This is a genomic window from Pseudomonas sp. IPO3747, from assembly GCF_013385245.1.
Taxonomy (GTDB): domain Bacteria; phylum Pseudomonadota; class Gammaproteobacteria; order Pseudomonadales; family Pseudomonadaceae; genus Aquipseudomonas; species Aquipseudomonas edaphica.
Genome location: NZ_JACAQL010000024.1, coordinates 140,365 through 158,136, shown reverse-complemented (window position 1 = coordinate 158,136; position 17,772 = coordinate 140,365). Strand labels below are relative to the sequence as shown.

General features: G+C 58.9%; 19 protein-coding genes. 9 read left to right on the top strand and 10 right to left on the bottom strand.

What is annotated here, in order from left to right; all coding sequences use genetic code 11:
* The 3 genes from HX790_RS25650 to HX790_RS25640 all read left to right on the top strand — a co-directional run.
* On the top strand, positions 1–1,826 hold a 1,826-nt coding region (locus HX790_RS25650; protein WP_176992425.1), incomplete at its 5' end, for an RHS repeat-associated core domain-containing protein.
* On the top strand, positions 1,823–2,203 hold the full coding sequence (locus tag HX790_RS25645; RefSeq protein ID WP_176992424.1) for a hypothetical protein: 381 nt from the start codon (positions 1,823–1,825) through the stop codon (positions 2,201–2,203). The genes HX790_RS25650 and HX790_RS25645, both read left to right, overlap by 4 nt.
* Before the next feature lie 209 nt (positions 2,204–2,412).
* Positions 2,413–2,826: a hypothetical protein gene (locus tag HX790_RS25640; RefSeq protein ID WP_176992423.1), complete on the top strand. Its 414-nt coding sequence runs from the start codon at positions 2,413–2,415 to the stop codon at positions 2,824–2,826.
* 75 nt (positions 2,827–2,901) lie between these two features.
* On the opposite strand, the gene hemB is transcribed toward HX790_RS25640, so the two are convergent.
* The 3 genes from hemB to HX790_RS25625 all read right to left on the bottom strand — a co-directional run bounded on the left by hemB (position 2,902) and on the right by HX790_RS25625 (position 5,536).
* On the bottom strand, positions 2,902–3,876 hold the full coding sequence (hemB, locus tag HX790_RS25635) for a porphobilinogen synthase (RefSeq protein ID WP_017137781.1): 975 nt from the start codon (positions 3,874–3,876) through the stop codon (positions 2,902–2,904).
* A 115-nt stretch (positions 3,877–3,991) separates the two neighbouring features.
* A complete protein-coding gene (locus HX790_RS25630; protein WP_017137780.1) occupies positions 3,992–4,834 on the bottom strand; it encodes a PhzF family phenazine biosynthesis protein in 843 nt (280 codons plus the stop codon).
* A 3-nt stretch (positions 4,835–4,837) separates the two neighbouring features.
* Positions 4,838–5,536 (bottom strand): glutathione S-transferase N-terminal domain-containing protein, encoded by a 699-nt coding sequence (locus HX790_RS25625; protein WP_176992422.1) that lies wholly within the window; start codon positions 5,534–5,536, stop codon positions 4,838–4,840.
* Between the two features lie 251 nt (positions 5,537–5,787).
* Between HX790_RS25625 and HX790_RS25620 the strand changes: the two genes are divergently transcribed.
* Together HX790_RS25620 and HX790_RS25615 are read left to right on the top strand one after the other, a co-directional pair.
* Positions 5,788–6,489 (top strand): histidine phosphatase family protein, encoded by a 702-nt coding sequence (locus tag HX790_RS25620; protein ID WP_169987058.1) that lies wholly within the window; start codon positions 5,788–5,790, stop codon positions 6,487–6,489.
* Between the two features lie 199 nt (positions 6,490–6,688).
* Positions 6,689–7,744, top strand: a complete 1,056-nt coding sequence (locus HX790_RS25615; protein WP_169987056.1) for a permease — start codon at positions 6,689–6,691, stop codon at positions 7,742–7,744.
* Between the two features lie 117 nt (positions 7,745–7,861).
* On the opposite strand, the gene mnmH is transcribed toward HX790_RS25615, so the two are convergent.
* From mnmH to HX790_RS25595, 4 genes are all read right to left on the bottom strand, one after another.
* Positions 7,862–8,965, bottom strand: coding sequence for a tRNA 2-selenouridine(34) synthase MnmH (gene mnmH / locus HX790_RS25610; protein WP_176992421.1), 1,104 nt, complete (start codon positions 8,963–8,965; stop codon positions 7,862–7,864).
* A complete protein-coding gene (gene selD / locus HX790_RS25605) occupies positions 8,965–9,999 on the bottom strand; it encodes a selenide, water dikinase SelD (protein WP_176992420.1) in 1,035 nt (344 codons plus the stop codon). Before selD ends, mnmH begins: the two co-directional genes overlap by 1 nt.
* A gap of 93 nt (positions 10,000–10,092) precedes the next feature.
* Entirely contained in the window at positions 10,093–10,842 is a 750-nt protein-coding gene (locus HX790_RS25600; RefSeq protein ID WP_017134559.1) for a TerC family protein, read from the bottom strand.
* 28 nt (positions 10,843–10,870) lie between these two features.
* Positions 10,871–11,122 carry a hypothetical protein gene (locus HX790_RS25595; protein WP_017134560.1) on the bottom strand — a complete coding sequence of 84 codons (252 nt, stop codon included), beginning with the start codon at positions 11,120–11,122 and terminating at the stop codon, positions 10,871–10,873.
* A gap of 134 nt (positions 11,123–11,256) precedes the next feature.
* On the opposite strand from HX790_RS25595, the gene nhaR reads away from it, so the two are divergent.
* Entirely contained in the window at positions 11,257–12,159 is a 903-nt protein-coding gene (gene nhaR, locus HX790_RS25590; RefSeq protein ID WP_017134561.1) for a transcriptional activator NhaR, read from the top strand.
* A gap of 126 nt (positions 12,160–12,285) precedes the next feature.
* On the opposite strand, the gene HX790_RS25585 is transcribed toward nhaR, so the two are convergent.
* Complete coding sequence (locus HX790_RS25585) at positions 12,286–13,443, bottom strand: MFS transporter (RefSeq protein ID WP_017134562.1); 1,158 nt, start codon at positions 13,441–13,443, stop codon at positions 12,286–12,288.
* Positions 13,444–13,685: 242 nt separating this feature from the next.
* On the opposite strand from HX790_RS25585, the gene sstT reads away from it, so the two are divergent.
* The gene (gene sstT / locus HX790_RS25580) at positions 13,686–14,906 is read left to right on the top strand and encodes a serine/threonine transporter SstT (RefSeq protein ID WP_017134563.1); all 1,221 of its coding nucleotides are present in this window, start codon (positions 13,686–13,688) and stop codon (positions 14,904–14,906) included.
* A 68-nt stretch (positions 14,907–14,974) separates the two neighbouring features.
* On the opposite strand, the gene HX790_RS25575 is transcribed toward sstT, so the two are convergent.
* Positions 14,975–15,484, bottom strand: coding sequence for a DUF1993 family protein (locus HX790_RS25575; protein WP_017134564.1), 510 nt, complete (start codon positions 15,482–15,484; stop codon positions 14,975–14,977).
* Positions 15,485–15,601: 117 nt separating this feature from the next.
* On the opposite strand from HX790_RS25575, the gene HX790_RS25570 reads away from it, so the two are divergent.
* Positions 15,602–16,252 (top strand): YceH family protein, encoded by a 651-nt coding sequence (locus HX790_RS25570; protein WP_099550060.1) that lies wholly within the window; start codon positions 15,602–15,604, stop codon positions 16,250–16,252.
* Between the two features lie 120 nt (positions 16,253–16,372).
* Here the strand turns inward: HX790_RS25570 and HX790_RS25565 are convergent, their stop codons facing one another.
* Positions 16,373–17,191 (bottom strand): shikimate 5-dehydrogenase, encoded by an 819-nt coding sequence (locus HX790_RS25565; RefSeq protein ID WP_017135283.1) that lies wholly within the window; start codon positions 17,189–17,191, stop codon positions 16,373–16,375.
* Positions 17,192–17,347: 156 nt separating this feature from the next.
* On the opposite strand from HX790_RS25565, the gene HX790_RS25560 reads away from it, so the two are divergent.
* Entirely contained in the window at positions 17,348–17,701 is a 354-nt protein-coding gene (locus tag HX790_RS25560; RefSeq protein ID WP_017135284.1) for a hypothetical protein, read from the top strand.
* Positions 17,702–17,772 lie beyond the last annotated feature (71 nt).

The following is a 17,772-nucleotide window of genomic DNA, read 5'->3' as shown; positions in this document are numbered from 1 at the left end:
GCGACGACGGCAGTCAGCTCGTTACCCGTTACAAGCGAGACCACGCCGGGCGCCTCGTAAGAAAAACCCTGCCAGACGGCAATGTTGTCGACTATGCCTACGACCGCCAAGGCAACCTCCTCAGCGTCGACGACGGCCACTGGGCGCTGGCCTACGAGTACGATCCACAAAACCGCCTCACCGCCGAACACCAGGGCTGGGGCACCTTGCGTTACGGCTACGACGCCTGCGGCCAACTTAAAAACCTGCGCCTCCCGGACAATAACCGGCTGGTGTTCAACCACGACAAAGGCGGCCACCTTTCCACCGTCGAACTGAACGGCGAAACCCTCACCTCGCACCTGTTCAAAACCGGCCGCGAACACCAACGCCAACAAGGCCAACTCCTCAGCCACTACCACTACGACGACCAAAACCGCCTGCACGCCCACGCGGTCAGCCAACAGCAACACACGCTATACCAACGCCAATACGACTACGACAAAACCGGCAACCTCACCCGCCTGCTCGACACCCGCAAAGGCGAACACCACTACCACTACGACCCCCTCGCCCGCCTGACCCGCGCCGACCACTCGCAAGACGTGCAGGAACGCTTCGGCCACGACCCGGCTGGCAACCTGCTCATGCAAGACCGCCCAGGCCCGGACATCGTGGCGGGGAACCGGTTGATGATTCAGGGCGATCATCACTATGACTACGACGCCTTCGGTAATTTGATCCGACAGCGACGTGGCAAGGGTCATCAGCTCGTCACCGAGTACCGCTACGACTGCCAGCATCGGTTGATTGGCATTACCCAACCCAACGGGCAAACCGCCAACTACCGCTACGACCCGTTTGGTCGGCGGATCAGCAAAACCGTTAACGACATAACCACGGAGTTTTTCTGGCAAGGCGACAAGCTGGTGGCAGAACACCACGCGGATCGGCATCGCAGCTACCTCTACGAGCCAGACAGTTTTCGCCCGTTGGTACTGCTGGAAGGCTTTGGCCCTCAAGACACCAAACCCTTCCACTACCAACTCGACCACCTGGGCACGCCGCAGGAACTGACAAACCCCGAAGGCGAAATCGCCTGGTCCGCGCACTACCGCGCCTACGGGGAAATCGCCCGCCTCGACGTCGGAAAAATCGATAACCCGCTGCGCTTCCAGGGCCAATATTTCGATGCGGAAAGCGGGCTGCACTACAACCGCCATCGCTACTACAATCCAGATATTGGTCGTTACCTGACGCCGGATCCGGTGAAGCTGGCGGGTGGGATTAACGCGTACCGGTATGTGCCCAATCCAACAGGGTGGGTGGATCCGCTAGGCCTGAGTAATTGCCCGGGTGGGGATGGGTGCAAACCAACTACAAATACAGAAAGCACGGGCAAACAACCAAATGTTGATGATCGAAGCCCCTCACTACCCACTTCCGATCAAAAACGAGAATATCTGTATCGTGGAGACTCAAGGCATCCAGATGAGATTTTTGAGGGAGGCTTTGAAAGTAGAGGCAAAAGCACAGATCTCTATCTGCACTCACAAAATAATGCGAATCCCCCAAGCAATTTTGTGAGTACATCAGTATCTAGATTGCAAGGTGTGATGTTCGCAACGACTTACGGGCTAGAAGATGGCTATCTTTACATCTTGAAAAAAATTCCAGGCCGAGATGTCAACAAAGAGCTCGGAATTTTATCCGACTACCAAAAAGAACGTGAAATTGCTATACCTGGTCGAATAGACACAAAAGACATTTTAGGGGCCACCCCCCTACACGATGACGGCACACATAAAGGCTACTCATTAATTAACCCCAATAGAGCTAAAAAATGAAAAAATTAGAGATAACCATAATAAAAAATTCAATTCGCGAAAATGCGACTATCGAATGCGACAGAAGAACAGCAACACTCTCGATAATATTCGCTGACGGCGTAAAAAAATCTTACACCGACATTGACATCTATATATGTTTCGGCTTAATGAGAAAAGACTTTAGCGAGATAAAATTTCTCTGCAAAGGGGCAAAAGTCAATGTGTATCCTTCAGCGATGGCATCACAAATGTCTAGTGGAGTGGTGGCTTACGAAACAAAACTAGGTGATCCGGACGCAAAGCTTGTTCGTATATTCGATTATGAGGAAAATGAACTAACAAACGACATCAACGAACAGATTGCGTACCGCACAAAATGGTCTGAATCGCTGTAGGTGCTGAGTGAAGACATGTGACGAGCAATCTCTTTCACCACAGCGCAGCGATCTCACCTCGGAACGTGATGATCAGAACACCTCGCCAAAATAAAAAGAAATTACCCGTCACCACAAAATATATACAGCGGACACTCTAGTTACCACGCCAATAAAAACCCAACGAAAGCCATGCAGGCCATTAAACCCAACTTCCAAGCAGAAAAAACATGGAAACGAAAAAAATAAAAATACTAGTAAACGATAAAAAAATAGAAACAACAGTAAAGTTTGACAAAAGAAAACTCATCATGAAATTTTCAGAAGCAGAAAACTTCAAGAAAATTTATGAAGGAAGGGACATTTACGTTTGCCTCGCAAAAGTCAGAGCCGACTTCCCCCATATGACCTTCTTATGCAAAGGCGCAAAATTAAATGTAATGCCTTCAAGAATGGCATCTCAAATGAGTGCAGGACTTGTTGCTTACGAAATAACCTTAGGCAAACAAGCAACTAGAAAAGATATAGTTCACATCTTTGATTATGAAGAAGAGAATCTAACGAACGACCCAAAAGAACAAATCGACTTCTTTAAAAAATGGCTGGCATCATTGGGTGCCCAAGACTATGAAAAATTCAACTGAGCGTGATCGCAAAACTTCAAAGAGTACTACACCTGTGACGAGCAACCTCACTCGCCACAGGCCCACAACCCAAATTCAAATCCCAGCCAACGCCAAATCCATCGCAAAATACGTAAAAATCAAATCCGCGCCAGCCCGCTTGATCGACCCCAACGTCTCGCGCACCACTCGGGCCTCATCAATTGCGCCTGCCTGGGCGCCAAACTTGATCATCGCGTATTCGCCACTCACTTGATACGCCGCCACCGGCAAGCGTGAGGTTTCGCGAATGTCGCGGATGATGTCGAGGTAGGCGCCAGCCGGTTTGACCATCAGCGCATCGGCGCCTTCCTGTTCGTCGAGCAGGGACTCGCGTACGGCTTCGCGGCGGTTCATTGGGTTCATCTGGTAGCTTTTGCGGTCGCCCTTGAGGGCGCTGCCGCCGGCTTCGCGGAATGGGCCGTAGAGGGCCGAGGCAAATTTGGTGGAGTAGGCCATGATCGGGATATGGGTGAAGCCCGCGTCGTCCAAGGCACGGCGAATGGCCTGGACCTGGCCGTCCATGGCGGCCGACGGTGCGATGACATCGGCACCGGCGCGGGCGGCGGCCACGGCTTGTTTGCCGAGGTTGACCAGGGTCGCGTCGTTGTCGACGTGGGCACCGTGCATCACGCCGCAGTGGCCGTGGTCGGTGTATTCGCAGAAGCAGGTGTCAGACATCACGATCATGTCCGGCACGGCGTCCTTGATGATCGAGGACATGCGCGAGACCAGGCCGCGCTCTTTCCAGGTGTCGCTGCCGTTGGCGTCCAGGTGGTGGGACACGCCGAAGGTCATCACCGACTTGATCCCGGCACGGGCATAACGCTCGATTTCACCGGCCAGTTTTTTCTCAGGAATACGCACCACGCCCGGCATGCTGGTAATCGGCACAAAGTCGTCGATTTCTTCTTCGACAAAAATCGGCAGTACCAGGTCGTTGAGGGTGAATTCGGTTTCCTGGAACAGGCCACGCAGCTCCGGGGAGCGGCGCAGGCGGCGAGGACGGGCTTGGGGGAACTGGCTGGTCATGGCTTTCCTGGATAGCGGCAGAATAGTTGGGGCAAAAGCTTATGCCCCTTGGCCCCCGCAGCACAAACGCCCAGGGGCCAATAGTGTATTGCGTGGGCCGTAACAATATATTGATCTAGAGCTGGACTCGCCCTTCGATGCACGCCGCCACTGCGCCGCCCACCCAGATTTCATCACCTTGGCGCTCCACGTGAATTCGCCCGGCACGCCCAATCGCGGTGCCCTGGCTGACCACATACCGCTCGGGCGCGAGGCCTTCGGCCAGCAACCATTGGGCAACACCGGCATTCAAACTGCCGGTGGCCGGGTCTTCCTGGGCGCCGTCACCGGCGATAAAAGCGCGCACTTCAAAGTGGCTGTCCACCTCGTCACGCGCCGGGTCACAGGGCGCGATGACGCCAATGGCCAGGCCGTGCAATTGCGCGTAATCGGGCTGCAAGGCCAACACCTGCTCGCGGTCGGCCAGCATCACCGCCAGCCAGTCCGCGCCGTTATCCACCCACTGGCTGCGCACAATGGCCTCAGGTGCCAGGCCCAACCCCAGGCGCACGCGCTCCAGCAGGGGCGCTTCCACCGGCCCTGTGCGCAACAACGGCGGTGCAATAAACGCCAGTTCATCACCTTGGCGACGGACACGCACCAGGCCGATTTCGCACTCCTGGATAATCTCCTCACCCTTGGGCACGCCGCCTGCCTGCAGCCACGCATGGCAACTACCCAGGGTCGGGTGCCCGGCGAACGGCAGCTCTTTAAGCGTGGTAAAAATTCTTACCCGATAATCCGCCCGAGGGTCACGCGGCGTCAGCAAAAACGTGGTCTCGCTGAGGTTGGTCCAGTTGGCGAAGTCGGCCATTTGCTGGTCCGTGAGGCTATCGGCGCCGAGCACGACCGCCAAGGGGTTGCCCTTGAGCGAAACCCGGCTGAACACATCCAGTTGCTTGAAATCGAAAGTCGGCATGTCTTAGCTCGGAATACTCAGGCCACGAATCACCGCCGGGCGGGCGACAAAACCGTCCAGTGCACGCAACACATTTGGGAAATCAGCAATGCCAACCAAGTCGCCGGACTCGTAGAAACCGATCAAGTTGCGGATCCACGGGAAGGTGGCAATGTCGGCGATGCTGTATTCATCACCCATGATCCAGGTGCGGCCCAGCAAGTGTTTTTCCAGCACGCCGAGCAAACGCCGAGATTCGGCGGCGTAGCGATCACGTGGGCGTTTGTCTTCGTATGCTTTGCCGGCAAACTTGTTGAAGAACCCGACCTGACCAAACATCGGGCCGATACCGGCCATCTGGAACATCAGCCACTGCAGGGTTTCGTAACGGGTGGCCGGGTCTTCGGAGAGCAACTGGCTGGCTTTTTCCGCCAGGTAAATCAGGATCGCCCCGGACTCGAACAACGCCAGCGGCTGACCACTCGGGCCATTGGGGTCGATGATCGCCGGGATTTTATTGTTGGGGTTCAGGGACATGAACTCTGGCGACAACTGGTCCTGGGTCTCGAAACTGACCTTATGTGCTTCATAAGGCAGGCCCAGTTCCTCCAGCATGATCGACACTTTGACCCCATTGGGCGTGGGCAGCGAATACAGCTGCAAGCGCTCCGGGTGCTGGGCGGGCCATTTGCTGTTGATCGGGAAAGCGGCAAGTGCGTTCATCGGGAAGTCCCCAGGCTCAAAGTCCCCATAATAGCCACCTGCACGCCGTCCTGCATGGGTCATCATTGCGCAACATAACCGCGCTATGGTGCGCGCAGGCGAACCAAAGAGCCGATTCATACTCTTAACTGCGCCATGACGGTGAAAGGAGATACGCCGTAACAATCACAGGTTAAACCGCAGCACGCCGGATGCGTCGCTGGGGCCAGGCTTGCCCGCCTTAATCGCCGCACTGAAGACTCGAACCTACAATGACAATCAAGCCTCTGTGCCTTGCGCAACGTCTTAAACGTTATGCCTACATCATGTTGCCGCTGTTGCTGGTGGGCGGCGCCATCGGCCTGACCCTGGAGTCGCGAATCAGCCGCGCCGCGCCGGTGGACGGTGTGCAAACCCTGGTGTTCCTGCGCCACGGCGAAAAACCCGTCGGCGGCCTCGGCCAGCTCAATTGCCAGGGTTTGAACCGCGCGATGAACCTGGCCACCGTGCTGCCGGAAAAATTCGGCAAGGCCAACTACGTGTTTGCGCCCAACCCGACGCGCAATGTCGAGGAAGGCGAGCACGATAATTCCTACAGCTACATTCGACCCCTGATGACCATCAGCCCCAGCGCCATCAAGCTCGGCCTGCCGGTGAACATCAAGTTCTCCGCCAATGACACCCACGACCTCGCCGATGAGCTGGTGGAAGACAAGTACCACAATTCCATCATCTACACCGCCTGGTCACACGGTTATTTGCCGGAGCTGATCAACCGGGTGGCCAGTGAAGCCTCGGGTGAAAAACACACCATCACGGACGATTGGTCGGGCGGCGATTACGACACGCTCTATGTACTGACACTGACCTGGCACAACGGCAAGGCTTCGCTGCTGAGCCGCAACTACAAGCAAGGCCTGGATAACGGCGAGCAGACATGCCCGGCAGCAACCCAAGTGAGCGCGGATATCTGAAGCCCTGCAGATAGAGCCCACGCTCCCGCGTAGGAATTCACTCCGTAACGCTCAACTTTCACCCTGCGCGAGGTTCAGGTGCTGGGGCCAGCGTCTCGACGCAGAGCGTCTCAGCCTGCATTCCCACGCAGGAGCGTGGGAACGATCGGTGGTAGGCGCGTATGATGCCCCGCTATTGAATCATCTGCGGACCTGCACCATGCCCAACCTCATCTCCACCCAGCCCAACCGGGGCTGGTCGTTCTGGTGGAAACCAGCGCTGTTCATATTGGTGGCCTGCATCGGCCTCTATTACGTGAAGTGGTCGCCCTACTACCTCAAGGCCTTTGTCGCTGCGGATAACCACAGCATCGGCGCCTCGATTCTCAACGATCAGCAAAGCGCGCCTTTGGCCGCGGCATTGGCCTATGCCCAGGTGTATTTCCTGGCGATCTGGAAAGCTGCCGTATTGGCGGTGATTCTGGGGTCACTGCTGCAAGTGTTGATCCCCCGCGACTGGCTATTGCGCCTGTTTGGCCGCGCCGGGCTGGGTTCGACCCTGCGTGGCGGGCTGTTCGCCTTGCCGGGGATGATGTGCAGTTGCTGCGCGGCCCCGGTGGCAGCGGGCATGCGCCGTCAGCAGGTGTCGGTGGGCGCGGCGCTGGCCTTCTGGATCGCCAACCCGGTGCTGAACCCGGCAACCTTAGTGTTCATGGGCTTTGTGCTGGGTTGGGGCTTTACCGCGTTACGCCTGGTGGCGGGGATTGTGCTGGTGGTGGGCGTGTCGCTGGTCGCACAACGCATTGCCCGTCCCGACCATGTGCCGGAAGCGGCACTGGACGCAGTGGCTGACGCGAGTCAGACCGAGTCGCAGCCATTTTTGAGCCGGTGGCTGCGGACTCTGTGGCAGTTGTTCTGGAGCACGATCCCGATCTATATCGTCGCCGTGCTGATTCTGGGCGCCGCGCGGGTGTGGCTGTTTCCCCATGTCGACGGGGCCATGGCCAATAGCCTGGTGTGGCTGATACCGCTGGCCATCGTCGGCACGCTGTTCGTCATTCCTACGGCAGCCGAGATTCCTATCGTACAAACCATGATGACATTGGGCATGGGCACCGGCCCGGCCGTGGCGTTGCTGATGACCTTGCCCAGCGTGAGCCTGCCGTCGCTGTTGATGCTGCGCAAGGACTTCGACGCGCGGGTGCTGGTGACGGTGGCCGGGCTGACCATGCTGGTGGGGGTGGTGTGTGGGTTGATCGGGGCGGTGATTCTTTAGGCTTTGTTGTGGGCTTAGGGCCTAATCGCAGGCAAGCCAGCTCCCACATGTTGATCTGTGAATGCAGTCAAATGTGGGAGCTGGCTTGCCTGCGATGAGGCCCTCAAACCCACCGCATCACCCCCGCCTGGCAACCCGCTCGCGCAAGTACGCCACCACCGCGCCCTGCTCCCCGGCAAACTCGATTCGCGCGCCTTTGCTTTCACGCTGGAACGCATACATCGGGTCGTAATACTCGCGCAACAGGCCTTCGATCCACACCCGGTGTAAATCCACAGCACCGCTGCGCGCCTGCTCTGCCAGGGCATCTTGCAAAATGGCCTGCAAGCGCTGGAAGCGTTCGCCACCCAGGCGCTTGTGGATGTTGGCCAGGCTCTGGGTCAAGCGCTCGGCAAACAACGCCTGCCCGCCTTCGCCAAACACCGCGATAAATTCGGCGCAAAGATCAACCACGTAATCGCGCAGAATCCGTTCGACGCGGCCTTCAACACTGTCTTGCAGCCACACCATCGGGAAGGTCTGCATGCCCTTATGCAACGGCAACGGCAGTGCACAGCTGCCGATCATGCGGCTTTCGTCCTCGACCACAAACTGTTCGATACCGCCCGCGCGTTTCTTCAGCAGGTCCACCGCCAGGCGGTTCTCAAAGTCGATGTTGGACGGTTGCGCCGTGGCGCGCTTGCCGAAGCTGGAGCCGCGATGGTTGGCGTGCCCTTCAAGGTCCAAGGCATTGCGCAACTGGCTCAACACCTCGGTCTTGCCGGTCCCGGTCATGCCGCCGAGCAAGACGAAATCACACTCGGCCGTCGCTTGCTCCAGGGTTTCCAGCAGAAAGGTGCGCATGGCCTTGTAACCACCACCGACGCGGGGATACTCGATACCCGCTTCGGTCTTCAACCATTGCTGCACGATCTGCGACCGCAGCCCACCGCGAAAGCAGTACAGGTAACCGTCGGGGTTGGCCTGGGCGAATTGCGCCCAATGCTCGATGCGCTCGGCCTTGATTGCCCCGGACACCAACTCATGCCCCAGCACGATGGCCGCTTGCTGGCCCTGCTGTTTGTAGCAGGTGCCGACCCGCTGGCGTTCGTCGTCGGTCATCAGCGGCAGGTTGACCACGCCGGGAAACGCGCCCTTGGTGAACTCGATCGGCGCGCGGGTATCCATCATCGGCCGGTCGTTGAGGAAGATGTCGCGGTAGTTGGTGATGTCAGTTGCCATCAAGACACCTCTACCGCGTGGGTCTGTCGCTCAACCAGTGCGCCGATTGGCTCAAGGCTCAGGCCCAGTTCTGCGGCCACAGAGTGAAACTCGGCGTCGCCCTCCGGGGTAACGGCGATCAACAAGCCGCCGCTGGTCTGTGGGTCGCACAGCACGCGCTTGTGCAGTTCCTGCAGACGCCCCAGCTTGCTTGAATAGCTGTCGAAATTACGCAAGGTGCCACCGGGCATGCAGCCTTGGTCCAAGTAGTCCTCGATCCCGGCGAGGCGTGGGACTTTGGCGTATTCGATACGGGCGGTGAGACCACTGCCGTCGGCCATTTCCACCAGATGACCCAACAGGCCGAAACCGGTGACATCGGTCATTGCCGTTACGCCGGCCAACTTGCCAAAACGGCTGCCAGGCTTGTTGAGCGTGCACATCCAGTCACGGGCCAGGCCGATGTCCGCCTTGCGCAATTTGCCCTTCTTCTCGGCGGTGGTAAGGATGCCGATGCCCAGCGGTTTGGTCAGGTACAGCTTGCAACCCGCGGTGGCGGTGTCGTTGCGCTTCATATGGCGCTTTTGCACGATGCCGGTCACGGCCAGGCCGAAGATCGGCTCCGGCGCGTCGATAGAGTGCCCGCCGGCCAGCGGAATACCGGCGGCGTCGCACACCGAGCGGCCGCCACGGATCACTTCGCGGGCTACTTCCGGCGCCAGCACATTCACTGGCCAGCCCAGAATCGCAATGGCCATCAACGGGTCGCCGCCCATGGCGTAGATATCGCTGATCGCGTTGGTGGCGGCAATACGGCCGAAGTCGAACGGATCATCGACAATCGGCATGAAAAAGTCGGTGGTGGAGACCACGCCGCGTTCGTCGTCGATGGCGTACACCGCCGCATCGTCACGCGAGGCGTTGCCCACCCACAGGTTGGGGTAGAGGTTCTGTGCGCCGCTGCCGGCGAGGATCACTTCCAGCACCTGGGGCGAAATCTTGCAGCCGCAACCCGCGCCGTGGCTGTACTGGGTGAGGCGAATCGGCTCGTTCATGGTGGACCTCAAGGTAACAAGTGGGCCGATTCTAACAGACAGCAAAAAGCCGGCTGGGCTCTTGTGAGCACAGCCGGCTTTTTGCTTCAGCGCTTACGGGCGGGCTGCCAGCAAGCGTTTGTGACGGTTACGGCGGGCAATGTTCAGGCATTCGATCACCGCCGAGAACGCCATGGCCGCATACACATAGCCTTTTGGCACATGGGCGCCGAAACCTTCGGCGATCAGCGTCATGCCGATCATGATCAAGAAGCCCAGGGCCAGCATCACCACGGTCGGGTTGTCGTTGATGAACTTGGCCAACGGCTCGGCCGCCACCAGCATCACGATCACCGAGACCACCACGGCGATGATCATGATCGGCAGGTGCTCGGTCATGCCCACGGCGGTAATGATGCTGTCGATGGAGAACACCAGGTCGAGCAACAGGATCTGCCCAATCGCGGCGGCAAAGCCGATGGCCACGGTGTTGCTGACGCTGGCTTTCTCCTCGGGCTCCGGGTCCATGCTGTGGTGGATCTCGGTGGTGGCCTTCCACACCAGGAACAGGCCACCGGCGATCAGGATCATGTCCTTCCAGGAAAACGCCTGGCCGAAAATTTCGAACACCGGCGCGGTCAGCTGCACGATAAACGCGATGGTACTCAACAGGCCCAGACGCAGGATCAACGCCATGCTGATGCCTATACGTCGCGCTTTGGCCCGGTGTTTTTCGGGCAGCTTGTTGGTGAGGATCGAGATGAAGATCAGGTTGTCGATGCCCAGCACGATTTCCATGACGATCAAGGTGGCCAGTGCAACCCAGGCGGTCGGGCTGGCGGCCAGTTGTAAAAGGTAGTCCATAGGTCAGTCCTGACGTTGTGCTGGGAAATTAAGCTTCTTTACGCTGGGTTTCAGATTCTTTTTCGGCCTGCTCAGCGTCTTTTTCAGGTTTGATCAAACCTTGGGTCGCTTCACTCAATGCCTGCTCGGCGGCCTTGTGGGTGTCATCGATGGCTTGTTTGGCCGATTCGGTGGCTTTGCCCAGCACCTGCTGCGCGCTCTTTTCGACTTGATCACAGCCGCTGATCATCACCAATGAAAGCGCAAGTACGGACGCCGCGCCCAGGGAATTGAGTTTCATCATGTATTCCTCGTTAGAACCATTGGGTCCAAATAGTGGCCCCTCGATAGCGAGGCATTCTATGCAGCTGAACAGTTCAGTAAAATTCGTATTTTTCTCACGTATACTTCGATTTTTACGAAGTGTAGACCGCCATGCTCAATTATCGACAATTGCATTACTTCTGGGTGGTGGCCAAGACCGGCAGTATTGTGCGCGCCTGTGAGCAACTGAACCTCACGCCGCAGACCATCAGCGGCCAGATCAGCCTGCTGGAGCAGACCTTTGGTATCGCCCTGTTTCAGCGTGTCGGTCGCCAATTGGAACTCACCGAAGCCGGGCGACGGGCCTTGCCCTATGCCGAGCAGATGTTCCAGACCGGTAACGAGCTGGAAGCCATGTTGCGCGCAGCACCCGACGAACAGCAGATCCTGTTTCGGGTCGGGGTCGCGGATGTGGTGCCAAAATCCATCGTTTATCGGCTGATCGCGCCGACCATGGAGTTGAGCGAGCCGATGCGCATCACCTGCCGCGAAGACAAACTCGAACGGTTATTGGCCGACCTGGCGATCCAGCGCCTGGACCTGGTGATCTCCGACAGCCCTATGCCCACGCATCTGGACATCAAAGGCTACAGTCAGAAACTCGGGGAGTGCGGCATCAGCTTTTTCGCCACCCAGGCATTGGCGGACCAATACGGCGGCGATTTCCCACACTGCCTGCAGGGCGCGCCGTTATTGATTCCGGGTGCGGAGACGGTGGTGCGCAGCCGCTTGCAGCGCTGGTTTGCCGAGCAGCAGATCCAGCCGAAGATCATCGGCGAGTTCGACGACAGCGCGTTGATGCAGGCGTTTGGGCAGTCGGGCAGCGGGATATTTATCGCCCCCAGCGTGATCGCCGATGAGGTGGTGCGCCAATATGGCGTGGCGCTGATCGGCCAGACCGATGCGGTCACCGAGTCGTTCTACGCGATCTCGGTGGAACGCAAGATCAAGCACCCCGGCATCGTGGCGATTACCGAAGGGGCGCGGCGCGAGCTGTTTACCGCCCTGCCCTGACGGCAAGGTGTGGGAGCTGGCTTGCCTGCGATAGCATCACCTCGGTCTTACTGATACACCGAGGTGCCTGCATCGCGGGCAAGCCCGGCTCCCACATAAGCCTGATCCCGTCCCAGCCAGGCTGACTCAGGCGCTGGACGCCATCGGCTGCTCGGCGGTCATCAACCACAGCGCCAGCAGGATCGATACGAGGATAAATCCGGACGCCGCAAACCCCAGGCTGGCAAGGCCAAGGGTGTCGATCACATGCCCACCCACCATTGCCCCCAGGCCAATACCCAAGTTGGCGCCAGCGATATTCAGCGACGCCGCAAACGCCGGGGCGTGGGGCGCGGCTTTCATCAGGCGCACATGGCTGACCAGAAACATCGCCGCTTGGGTCACGCCCCACACTGCCATCGCCGCTGCCAGGCCGAGGGTGGAGTGAATCGCCGGGACCACCGCGACCATGCCGGCGATCATGAACCCGCAAAACACCATGGACGCAATCAGCGGGTGACGATCCACCGCACGCCCGCCGAGGGCGTTGCCGATCAGGCCCACTGCGCCAAAACCCATCAGGCACCAGCCCACCAGCGTGCCGTCGAAGCCGGCCAGGCGCTCAAGGATGTCTGCCAGGTAGGTGTAAGCGGTAAACATGCCGCTGAAGACCAGGATCGACAGCAGGATATGGCCCTGCATCAACGGGTTGCGCAGGAGCTTGAACTGCGAGCGCAGGCTCACCTGATCGTTCTTGGGTGTGGTCACCGGCAGGTAGATAAACAGCAGCAAGGCCTTGGCCAACGCCACCACGGCGAGAATCGCAAACGCTGTGCGCCAGCCGAACATATCGGAGATCAAGGTGCCAACCGGAATGCCGAACACCGTGGCGCAGACAATCCCGAAACCGATCTTTTCAATGGCCCGGCCGGCAAACTCCGGCCCGACGATATCCACCGCTGTTTCACTCGCCAAGGCCCAAAACACTGGCAACCCCAACGCCGGAATCAAGCGCGCCAAGGCCATGACCCAGATGTTCGGCGCCAATGCCGCCACGGTATTAGCCAGCGCAAACATGATCAGGATGCAGATAAACAGGCGCTTGCGCTGGAACCGCGCGAAGTATGCGGTCAGGAACGGCCCGAATGCCGCCACGGTAAACGCGAACAACGTCACCAGCAGCCCGGCCTGGGACACGCTGACGTTCAGGTCGCGGGCGATCGACGGCAGCAGCCCGACAATGATGAATTCTGTGGTCAGCACGGTAAAACCGGCGGCCGACAGCAGCAGGATAGGGAACAACATGAAAACTCCAGAAACGACGACATCAACGACAGCCCGAAGGGCTCGCTGAGGGAGAGGAAAGATGAGAGGCCGCAATCTTAACAGAATAGGCCTTGGCCTGGCCAAACCCTACAGTTGAGGGTGACGGAATGCCGCACCGAAACGGGACGCTTCCTACAGCATGTTAGACTTTGGGCCTGCTTCCTACGTCGCTATGTGCCTGCAATGCTGCGTCCTACTAAAAAAACTAGAGACAACTGTTTATGACTGCTGCCCCTTCCCTGCTGCAACGACTGATGCGCGTCAGCCTGGTCACCCAAATTGTCATCGGCCTGGTGGCCGGTATCTTACTGGCCTTGCTGTTGCCCGAGGCTGCGCGAGCCACTGGTTTTATCGGCAAGGTGTTTGTCACCGCGCTGAAGGCCGTTGCGCCGATTCTGGTGTTTGTCTTGGTCATGGCGTCTATCGCCAACCATAAACATGGCCAGGAAACCCATATCAAGCCAATCCTGTTCCTGTACCTGCTCGGCACCTTTGCCGCTGCCGTCGTCGCAGTGGTTGCCAGCATGCTGTTCCCGTCGCCTTTGGTGCTGGCTACCCATGACGCCACCGTCAGCGCCCCCGGCGGTATCGGCGAAGTGCTGCAAAGCCTGCTGCTGAGCGTGGTGGATAACCCGGTGAGCGCGCTGATGAATGCCAACTTTATCGGCATCCTGGCCTGGGCCATCGGCATGGGCATCGCGATTCGCCATGCAGGTGTTACCACTCGCACGGTGCTCGATGACCTGTCCAATGGCGTCACCCTGATCGTGCGCGTCGTCATCCGCTTTGCGCCGCTGGGTATCTTCGGCCTGGTGGCCTCGACCCTGGCCACCTCCGGTTTCGGCGCCCTGCTCGGCTATGCCCACCTGCTGGTGGTGCTGATCGGCTGCATGCTGTTTGTCGCGCTGGTGATCAACCCCGCCATCGTGTTCTGGAAACTGCGCCGCAACCCTTATCCGCTGGTGCTGATGTGCTTGCGCGAAAGCGGCATCACCGCATTCTTCACGCGCAGTTCGGCGGCGAATATTCCGGTGAACCTGGCGCTGAGCAAACGCCTGGGCCTGCATGAAGACACTTACTCGGTGTCGATCCCGCTGGGCGCCACCATCAATATGGCCGGCGCGGCGATTACCATCACCGTGTTGACCCTGGCCGCCGTGCACACGCTCGGTATTGCCGTGGACCTGCCAACCGCCGTGCTGCTCAGCGTGGTCGCGGCGGTATGTGCCTGCGGCGCGTCGGGTGTGGCCGGTGGCTCGTTGCTGCTGATTCCCCTGGCGTGCAGCCTGTTCGGCATTCCCAGCGAGATCGCCATGCAGGTGGTGGCCGTAGGCTTCATCATCGGTGTGCTGCAGGACTCGGCGGAAACCGCGCTCAACTCGTCCACCGATGTGCTGTTCACGGCAGCCGCCTGCCTGGGCAAGGAAGAGCAAACGGCTTAACTATCCAGGCGTAAAAAAGCCCGGGGCGTTCGACAGCAACGATCCCGGGCTTTTTTGTATCTGGATGCTTAGAAAGCGCCCATGTAATCGCGCTTGCCCACTTCCACACCGTTGTGACGCAGCAAAGCGTAAGCGGTGGTGACGTGGAAGAAGAACTGCGGCAGGCCATAGGTCAGCAGGTAAGACTGACCGCTGAAGCGCTTCTCTTTCGGCGTGCCTGGGCGGGTGATGATCTCGATGCCTTCCTTGCCGTCGATTTGCTCAGGCTTGATGGTGTCGACAAATGCCAGCACCTTGGCGATCAGTGCTTGCAGATCGGCGAAGGTCACTTCGCTGTCTTCGTACTTCGGCACTTCGATCTCGGCCAGGCGCGCGGAAACGCCCTTGGCGAAGTCGACGGCGATCTGCACTTGGCGCACCAGCGGGAACATGTCCGGGAACAGACGCGCTTGCAGCAAGGCATTGGGTTCGATGTTCTTGGCGGTGGCGTGGGCTTCGGCTTTGTTCAGCACGTCGCTCAGCGCGTTGAGCATTTGCTTGAAGACCGGGATGGAGGCGGCGTACAGGGAAATAGTCATGACAGTCTCACGGTGATGGCAGGGTTTGGAACCAGCGGCGATTATAGCCATGCCTGCGGCTTGTCTTTTATTTTTTCAGGATTAGGCTAGTGAGCTTCACTGCATAGGGAAAGCGCGATGACCGCCGAGCACGACACCGACACCCCTGAGCCGCGCCTGAACAGCACGGAAATCCGCATCCTGGGCTGCCTGATCGAAAAACAGGCGACCAACCCGGAAACCTACCCGCTCACACTCAATGCGCTGGTGCTGGCCTGCAACCAGAAGACCAGCCGGGAACCGGTGACCAACTTGAGCCAGGGCCAGGTCGGCCAGAGCCTGCGGGTGCTCGAGGGCCAAGGCTTTACCCGCCTGGTGATGGGCAGCCGCGCCGACCGCTGGGAGCATCGGGTGGACAAGGCACTGGAGCTGGTGCCGGCTCAGGTAATCCTGATCGGGCTGCTGTTTCTGCGCGGGCCGCAGACCGTCAACGAACTGCTGACCCGCAGCGGGCGCATGCATGACTTTGAAGATGCCGAACAGGTCGTGCACCAGCTTGAACGCCTGATTGCGCGCGGGCTGGCAGTATTGGTGCCCCGCCAGGCAGGGCAACGGGAAGATCGTTATACCCATGCGTTGGGGGATCCGGCGGATATTGAGGCGATCATCGCGGCACGCGGGAGCCCGGTGGAGCGCTCGCCGGGTGGGGTTTCGGTGGAGCGTATTGAGGAGCTTGAAGCCAGGATCGCAGCGTTGGAAGAGCGCCTGGCCCAGTTGGAACAGGCTTAACCCGATTAAAAATGTGGGAGCGGGCTTGCCCGCGATTGCGGTGGGTCAGTGATGTATAAGGCGGCTGACACGCCCTCATCGCGGGCAAGCCCGCTCCCACATTTGGATCTGCGCAGTGCTTTAATTTCGAGCGAAAGCCACTGCCGCCTGGAACTGTTCATCCGTCGGCCGCACACCGGTGTACAGCACAAACTGCTCCAACGCCTGGATTGCGATCACTTCCAACCCGGTAATCACCCGTTTGCCCTGGGCACGCCCGCGCTCGATCAACGGCGTTTCGGCGGGGATCGCCACCACATCGAACACCGTGTCAGCAGCGTCCACAGCATCGGCCGCAAAGGCCAACTGGTCCGCTTCTGCACCGCCGGTCATGCCGATCGGCGTCACGTTGACCAGCATCTGTGGGCGCAACTCGCCCAGCTCTGCTTGCCACTCATACCCCAGGCTCTGCGCCAACGCCCGGCCCGCCGCTTCGTTGCGTGCCACAATCACGCCGTTGGCATAACCGCCGTCACGCAGGGCACTGGCCACCGCCTTGCCCATGCCGCCGCTGCCACGCAGCGCGAAGGTCGAATCCTTGGGCACCGCGTGCTTTTTCAGCAATTGTTCCACGGCAATGTAGTCGGTGTTGTAGGCCTTGAGATGGCCGTCGGTATTAACGATGGTGTTGAGCGAAGTAATGGCCTTGACCGAGGCATCCAACTCATCGACCAGGGCAATGGCAGCTTCCTTGAACGGCATGGACACCCCGCAACCACGGATGCCCAGCGCCCGAATGCCGCCGATCGCGCCGGGCAAATCCTGGCTGCTGAAGGCTTTATAGTAGAAGTTCAGCCCCAGCTGTTCGTACAGATGGTTGTGAAATCGCAAGCCAAAATTCCCGGGACGCGCCGACAATGACATGCACAGTTGGGTGTCCTTGTTGGGGTGCATCTGCATGGAAAACTCCTTTGAGTAAGCAAATCGGTACAGACCTTACACAACCTTTACCTAGCGGCGGTGCTGTTTTTCAGAAATACGTTGTCTTAAAAGTATCCCCGCGACAATCCTTGAGTCTATTGATTGCAGACCACAAGCGCAGGGGCTAACCGAGGAATGACCATGATTCGTAAAATCCCCAAAATCGCCTTGCTTATCGGCGCACTCGCTATGGCAGGCCAAGCCTCCGCCCACGGTGGTGGTTGGGGTGGCCCGGCCATATTGGGTGGTTTGATCGGCGCAGCCGTTGTTGGCTCCGTAGTTGCCAGCCAATCCCAGCCGGTTTACGTGCAGCAACCGGTGTATGTCCAGCCGCAACCGGTGTATGCCGCGCCGCCGCCGGTCTACTACGCACCGCCACCGCCGGTGTATGTGCAACAGCGGGTTTACTACCGCCCGGCGCCGGTCTATTACGGCCCACCACGCGGCTACTATGGCCCTCCCCACGGTTATTATGGCCGCGGCTGGTAACACGCAGTCAGGTTAGAAATGAACAGGCCTCGCCCACACGCGGGGTCTTTTTTTTACCTGAGTTTTGCCTG

What these genes read in the sequence shown, in the direction of transcription:
- HX790_RS25620 (WP_169987058.1), top strand. Translation starts at nt 5,788, where the DNA reads ATGACAATCAAGCCTCTGTGCCTTGCGCAACGTCTTAAACGTTATGCC.
- HX790_RS25585 (WP_017134562.1), bottom strand. Translation starts at nt 13,443, where the DNA reads ATGTTGTTCCCTATCCTGCTGCTGTCGGCCGCCGGTTTTACCGTGCTG.
- hemB (WP_017137781.1), bottom strand. Translation starts at nt 3,876, where the DNA reads ATGACCAGCCAGTTCCCCCAAGCCCGTCCTCGCCGCCTGCGCCGCTCC.
- HX790_RS25630 (WP_017137780.1), bottom strand. Translation starts at nt 4,834, where the DNA reads ATGCCGACTTTCGATTTCAAGCAACTGGATGTGTTCAGCCGGGTTTCG.
- HX790_RS25625 (WP_176992422.1), bottom strand. Translation starts at nt 5,536, where the DNA reads ATGAACGCACTTGCCGCTTTCCCGATCAACAGCAAATGGCCCGCCCAG.
- HX790_RS25600 (WP_017134559.1), bottom strand. Translation starts at nt 10,842, where the DNA reads ATGGACTACCTTTTACAACTGGCCGCCAGCCCGACCGCCTGGGTTGCA.
- HX790_RS25560 (WP_017135284.1), top strand. Translation starts at nt 17,348, where the DNA reads ATGACCATGATTCGTAAAATCCCCAAAATCGCCTTGCTTATCGGCGCA.
- HX790_RS25615 (WP_169987056.1), top strand. Translation starts at nt 6,689, where the DNA reads ATGCCCAACCTCATCTCCACCCAGCCCAACCGGGGCTGGTCGTTCTGG.
- nhaR (WP_017134561.1), top strand. Translation starts at nt 11,257, where the DNA reads ATGCTCAATTATCGACAATTGCATTACTTCTGGGTGGTGGCCAAGACC.
- HX790_RS25575 (WP_017134564.1), bottom strand. Translation starts at nt 15,484, where the DNA reads ATGACTATTTCCCTGTACGCCGCCTCCATCCCGGTCTTCAAGCAAATG.
- sstT (WP_017134563.1), top strand. Translation starts at nt 13,686, where the DNA reads ATGACTGCTGCCCCTTCCCTGCTGCAACGACTGATGCGCGTCAGCCTG.
- selD (WP_176992420.1), bottom strand. Translation starts at nt 9,999, where the DNA reads ATGAACGAGCCGATTCGCCTCACCCAGTACAGCCACGGCGCGGGTTGC.
- mnmH (WP_176992421.1), bottom strand. Translation starts at nt 8,965, where the DNA reads ATGGCAACTGACATCACCAACTACCGCGACATCTTCCTCAACGACCGG.
- HX790_RS25640 (WP_176992423.1), top strand. Translation starts at nt 2,413, where the DNA reads ATGGAAACGAAAAAAATAAAAATACTAGTAAACGATAAAAAAATAGAA.
- HX790_RS25565 (WP_017135283.1), bottom strand. Translation starts at nt 17,191, where the DNA reads ATGCAGATGCACCCCAACAAGGACACCCAACTGTGCATGTCATTGTCG.
- HX790_RS25570 (WP_099550060.1), top strand. Translation starts at nt 15,602, where the DNA reads ATGACCGCCGAGCACGACACCGACACCCCTGAGCCGCGCCTGAACAGC.
- HX790_RS25645 (WP_176992424.1), top strand. Translation starts at nt 1,823, where the DNA reads ATGAAAAAATTAGAGATAACCATAATAAAAAATTCAATTCGCGAAAAT.
- HX790_RS25595 (WP_017134560.1), bottom strand. Translation starts at nt 11,122, where the DNA reads ATGAAACTCAATTCCCTGGGCGCGGCGTCCGTACTTGCGCTTTCATTG.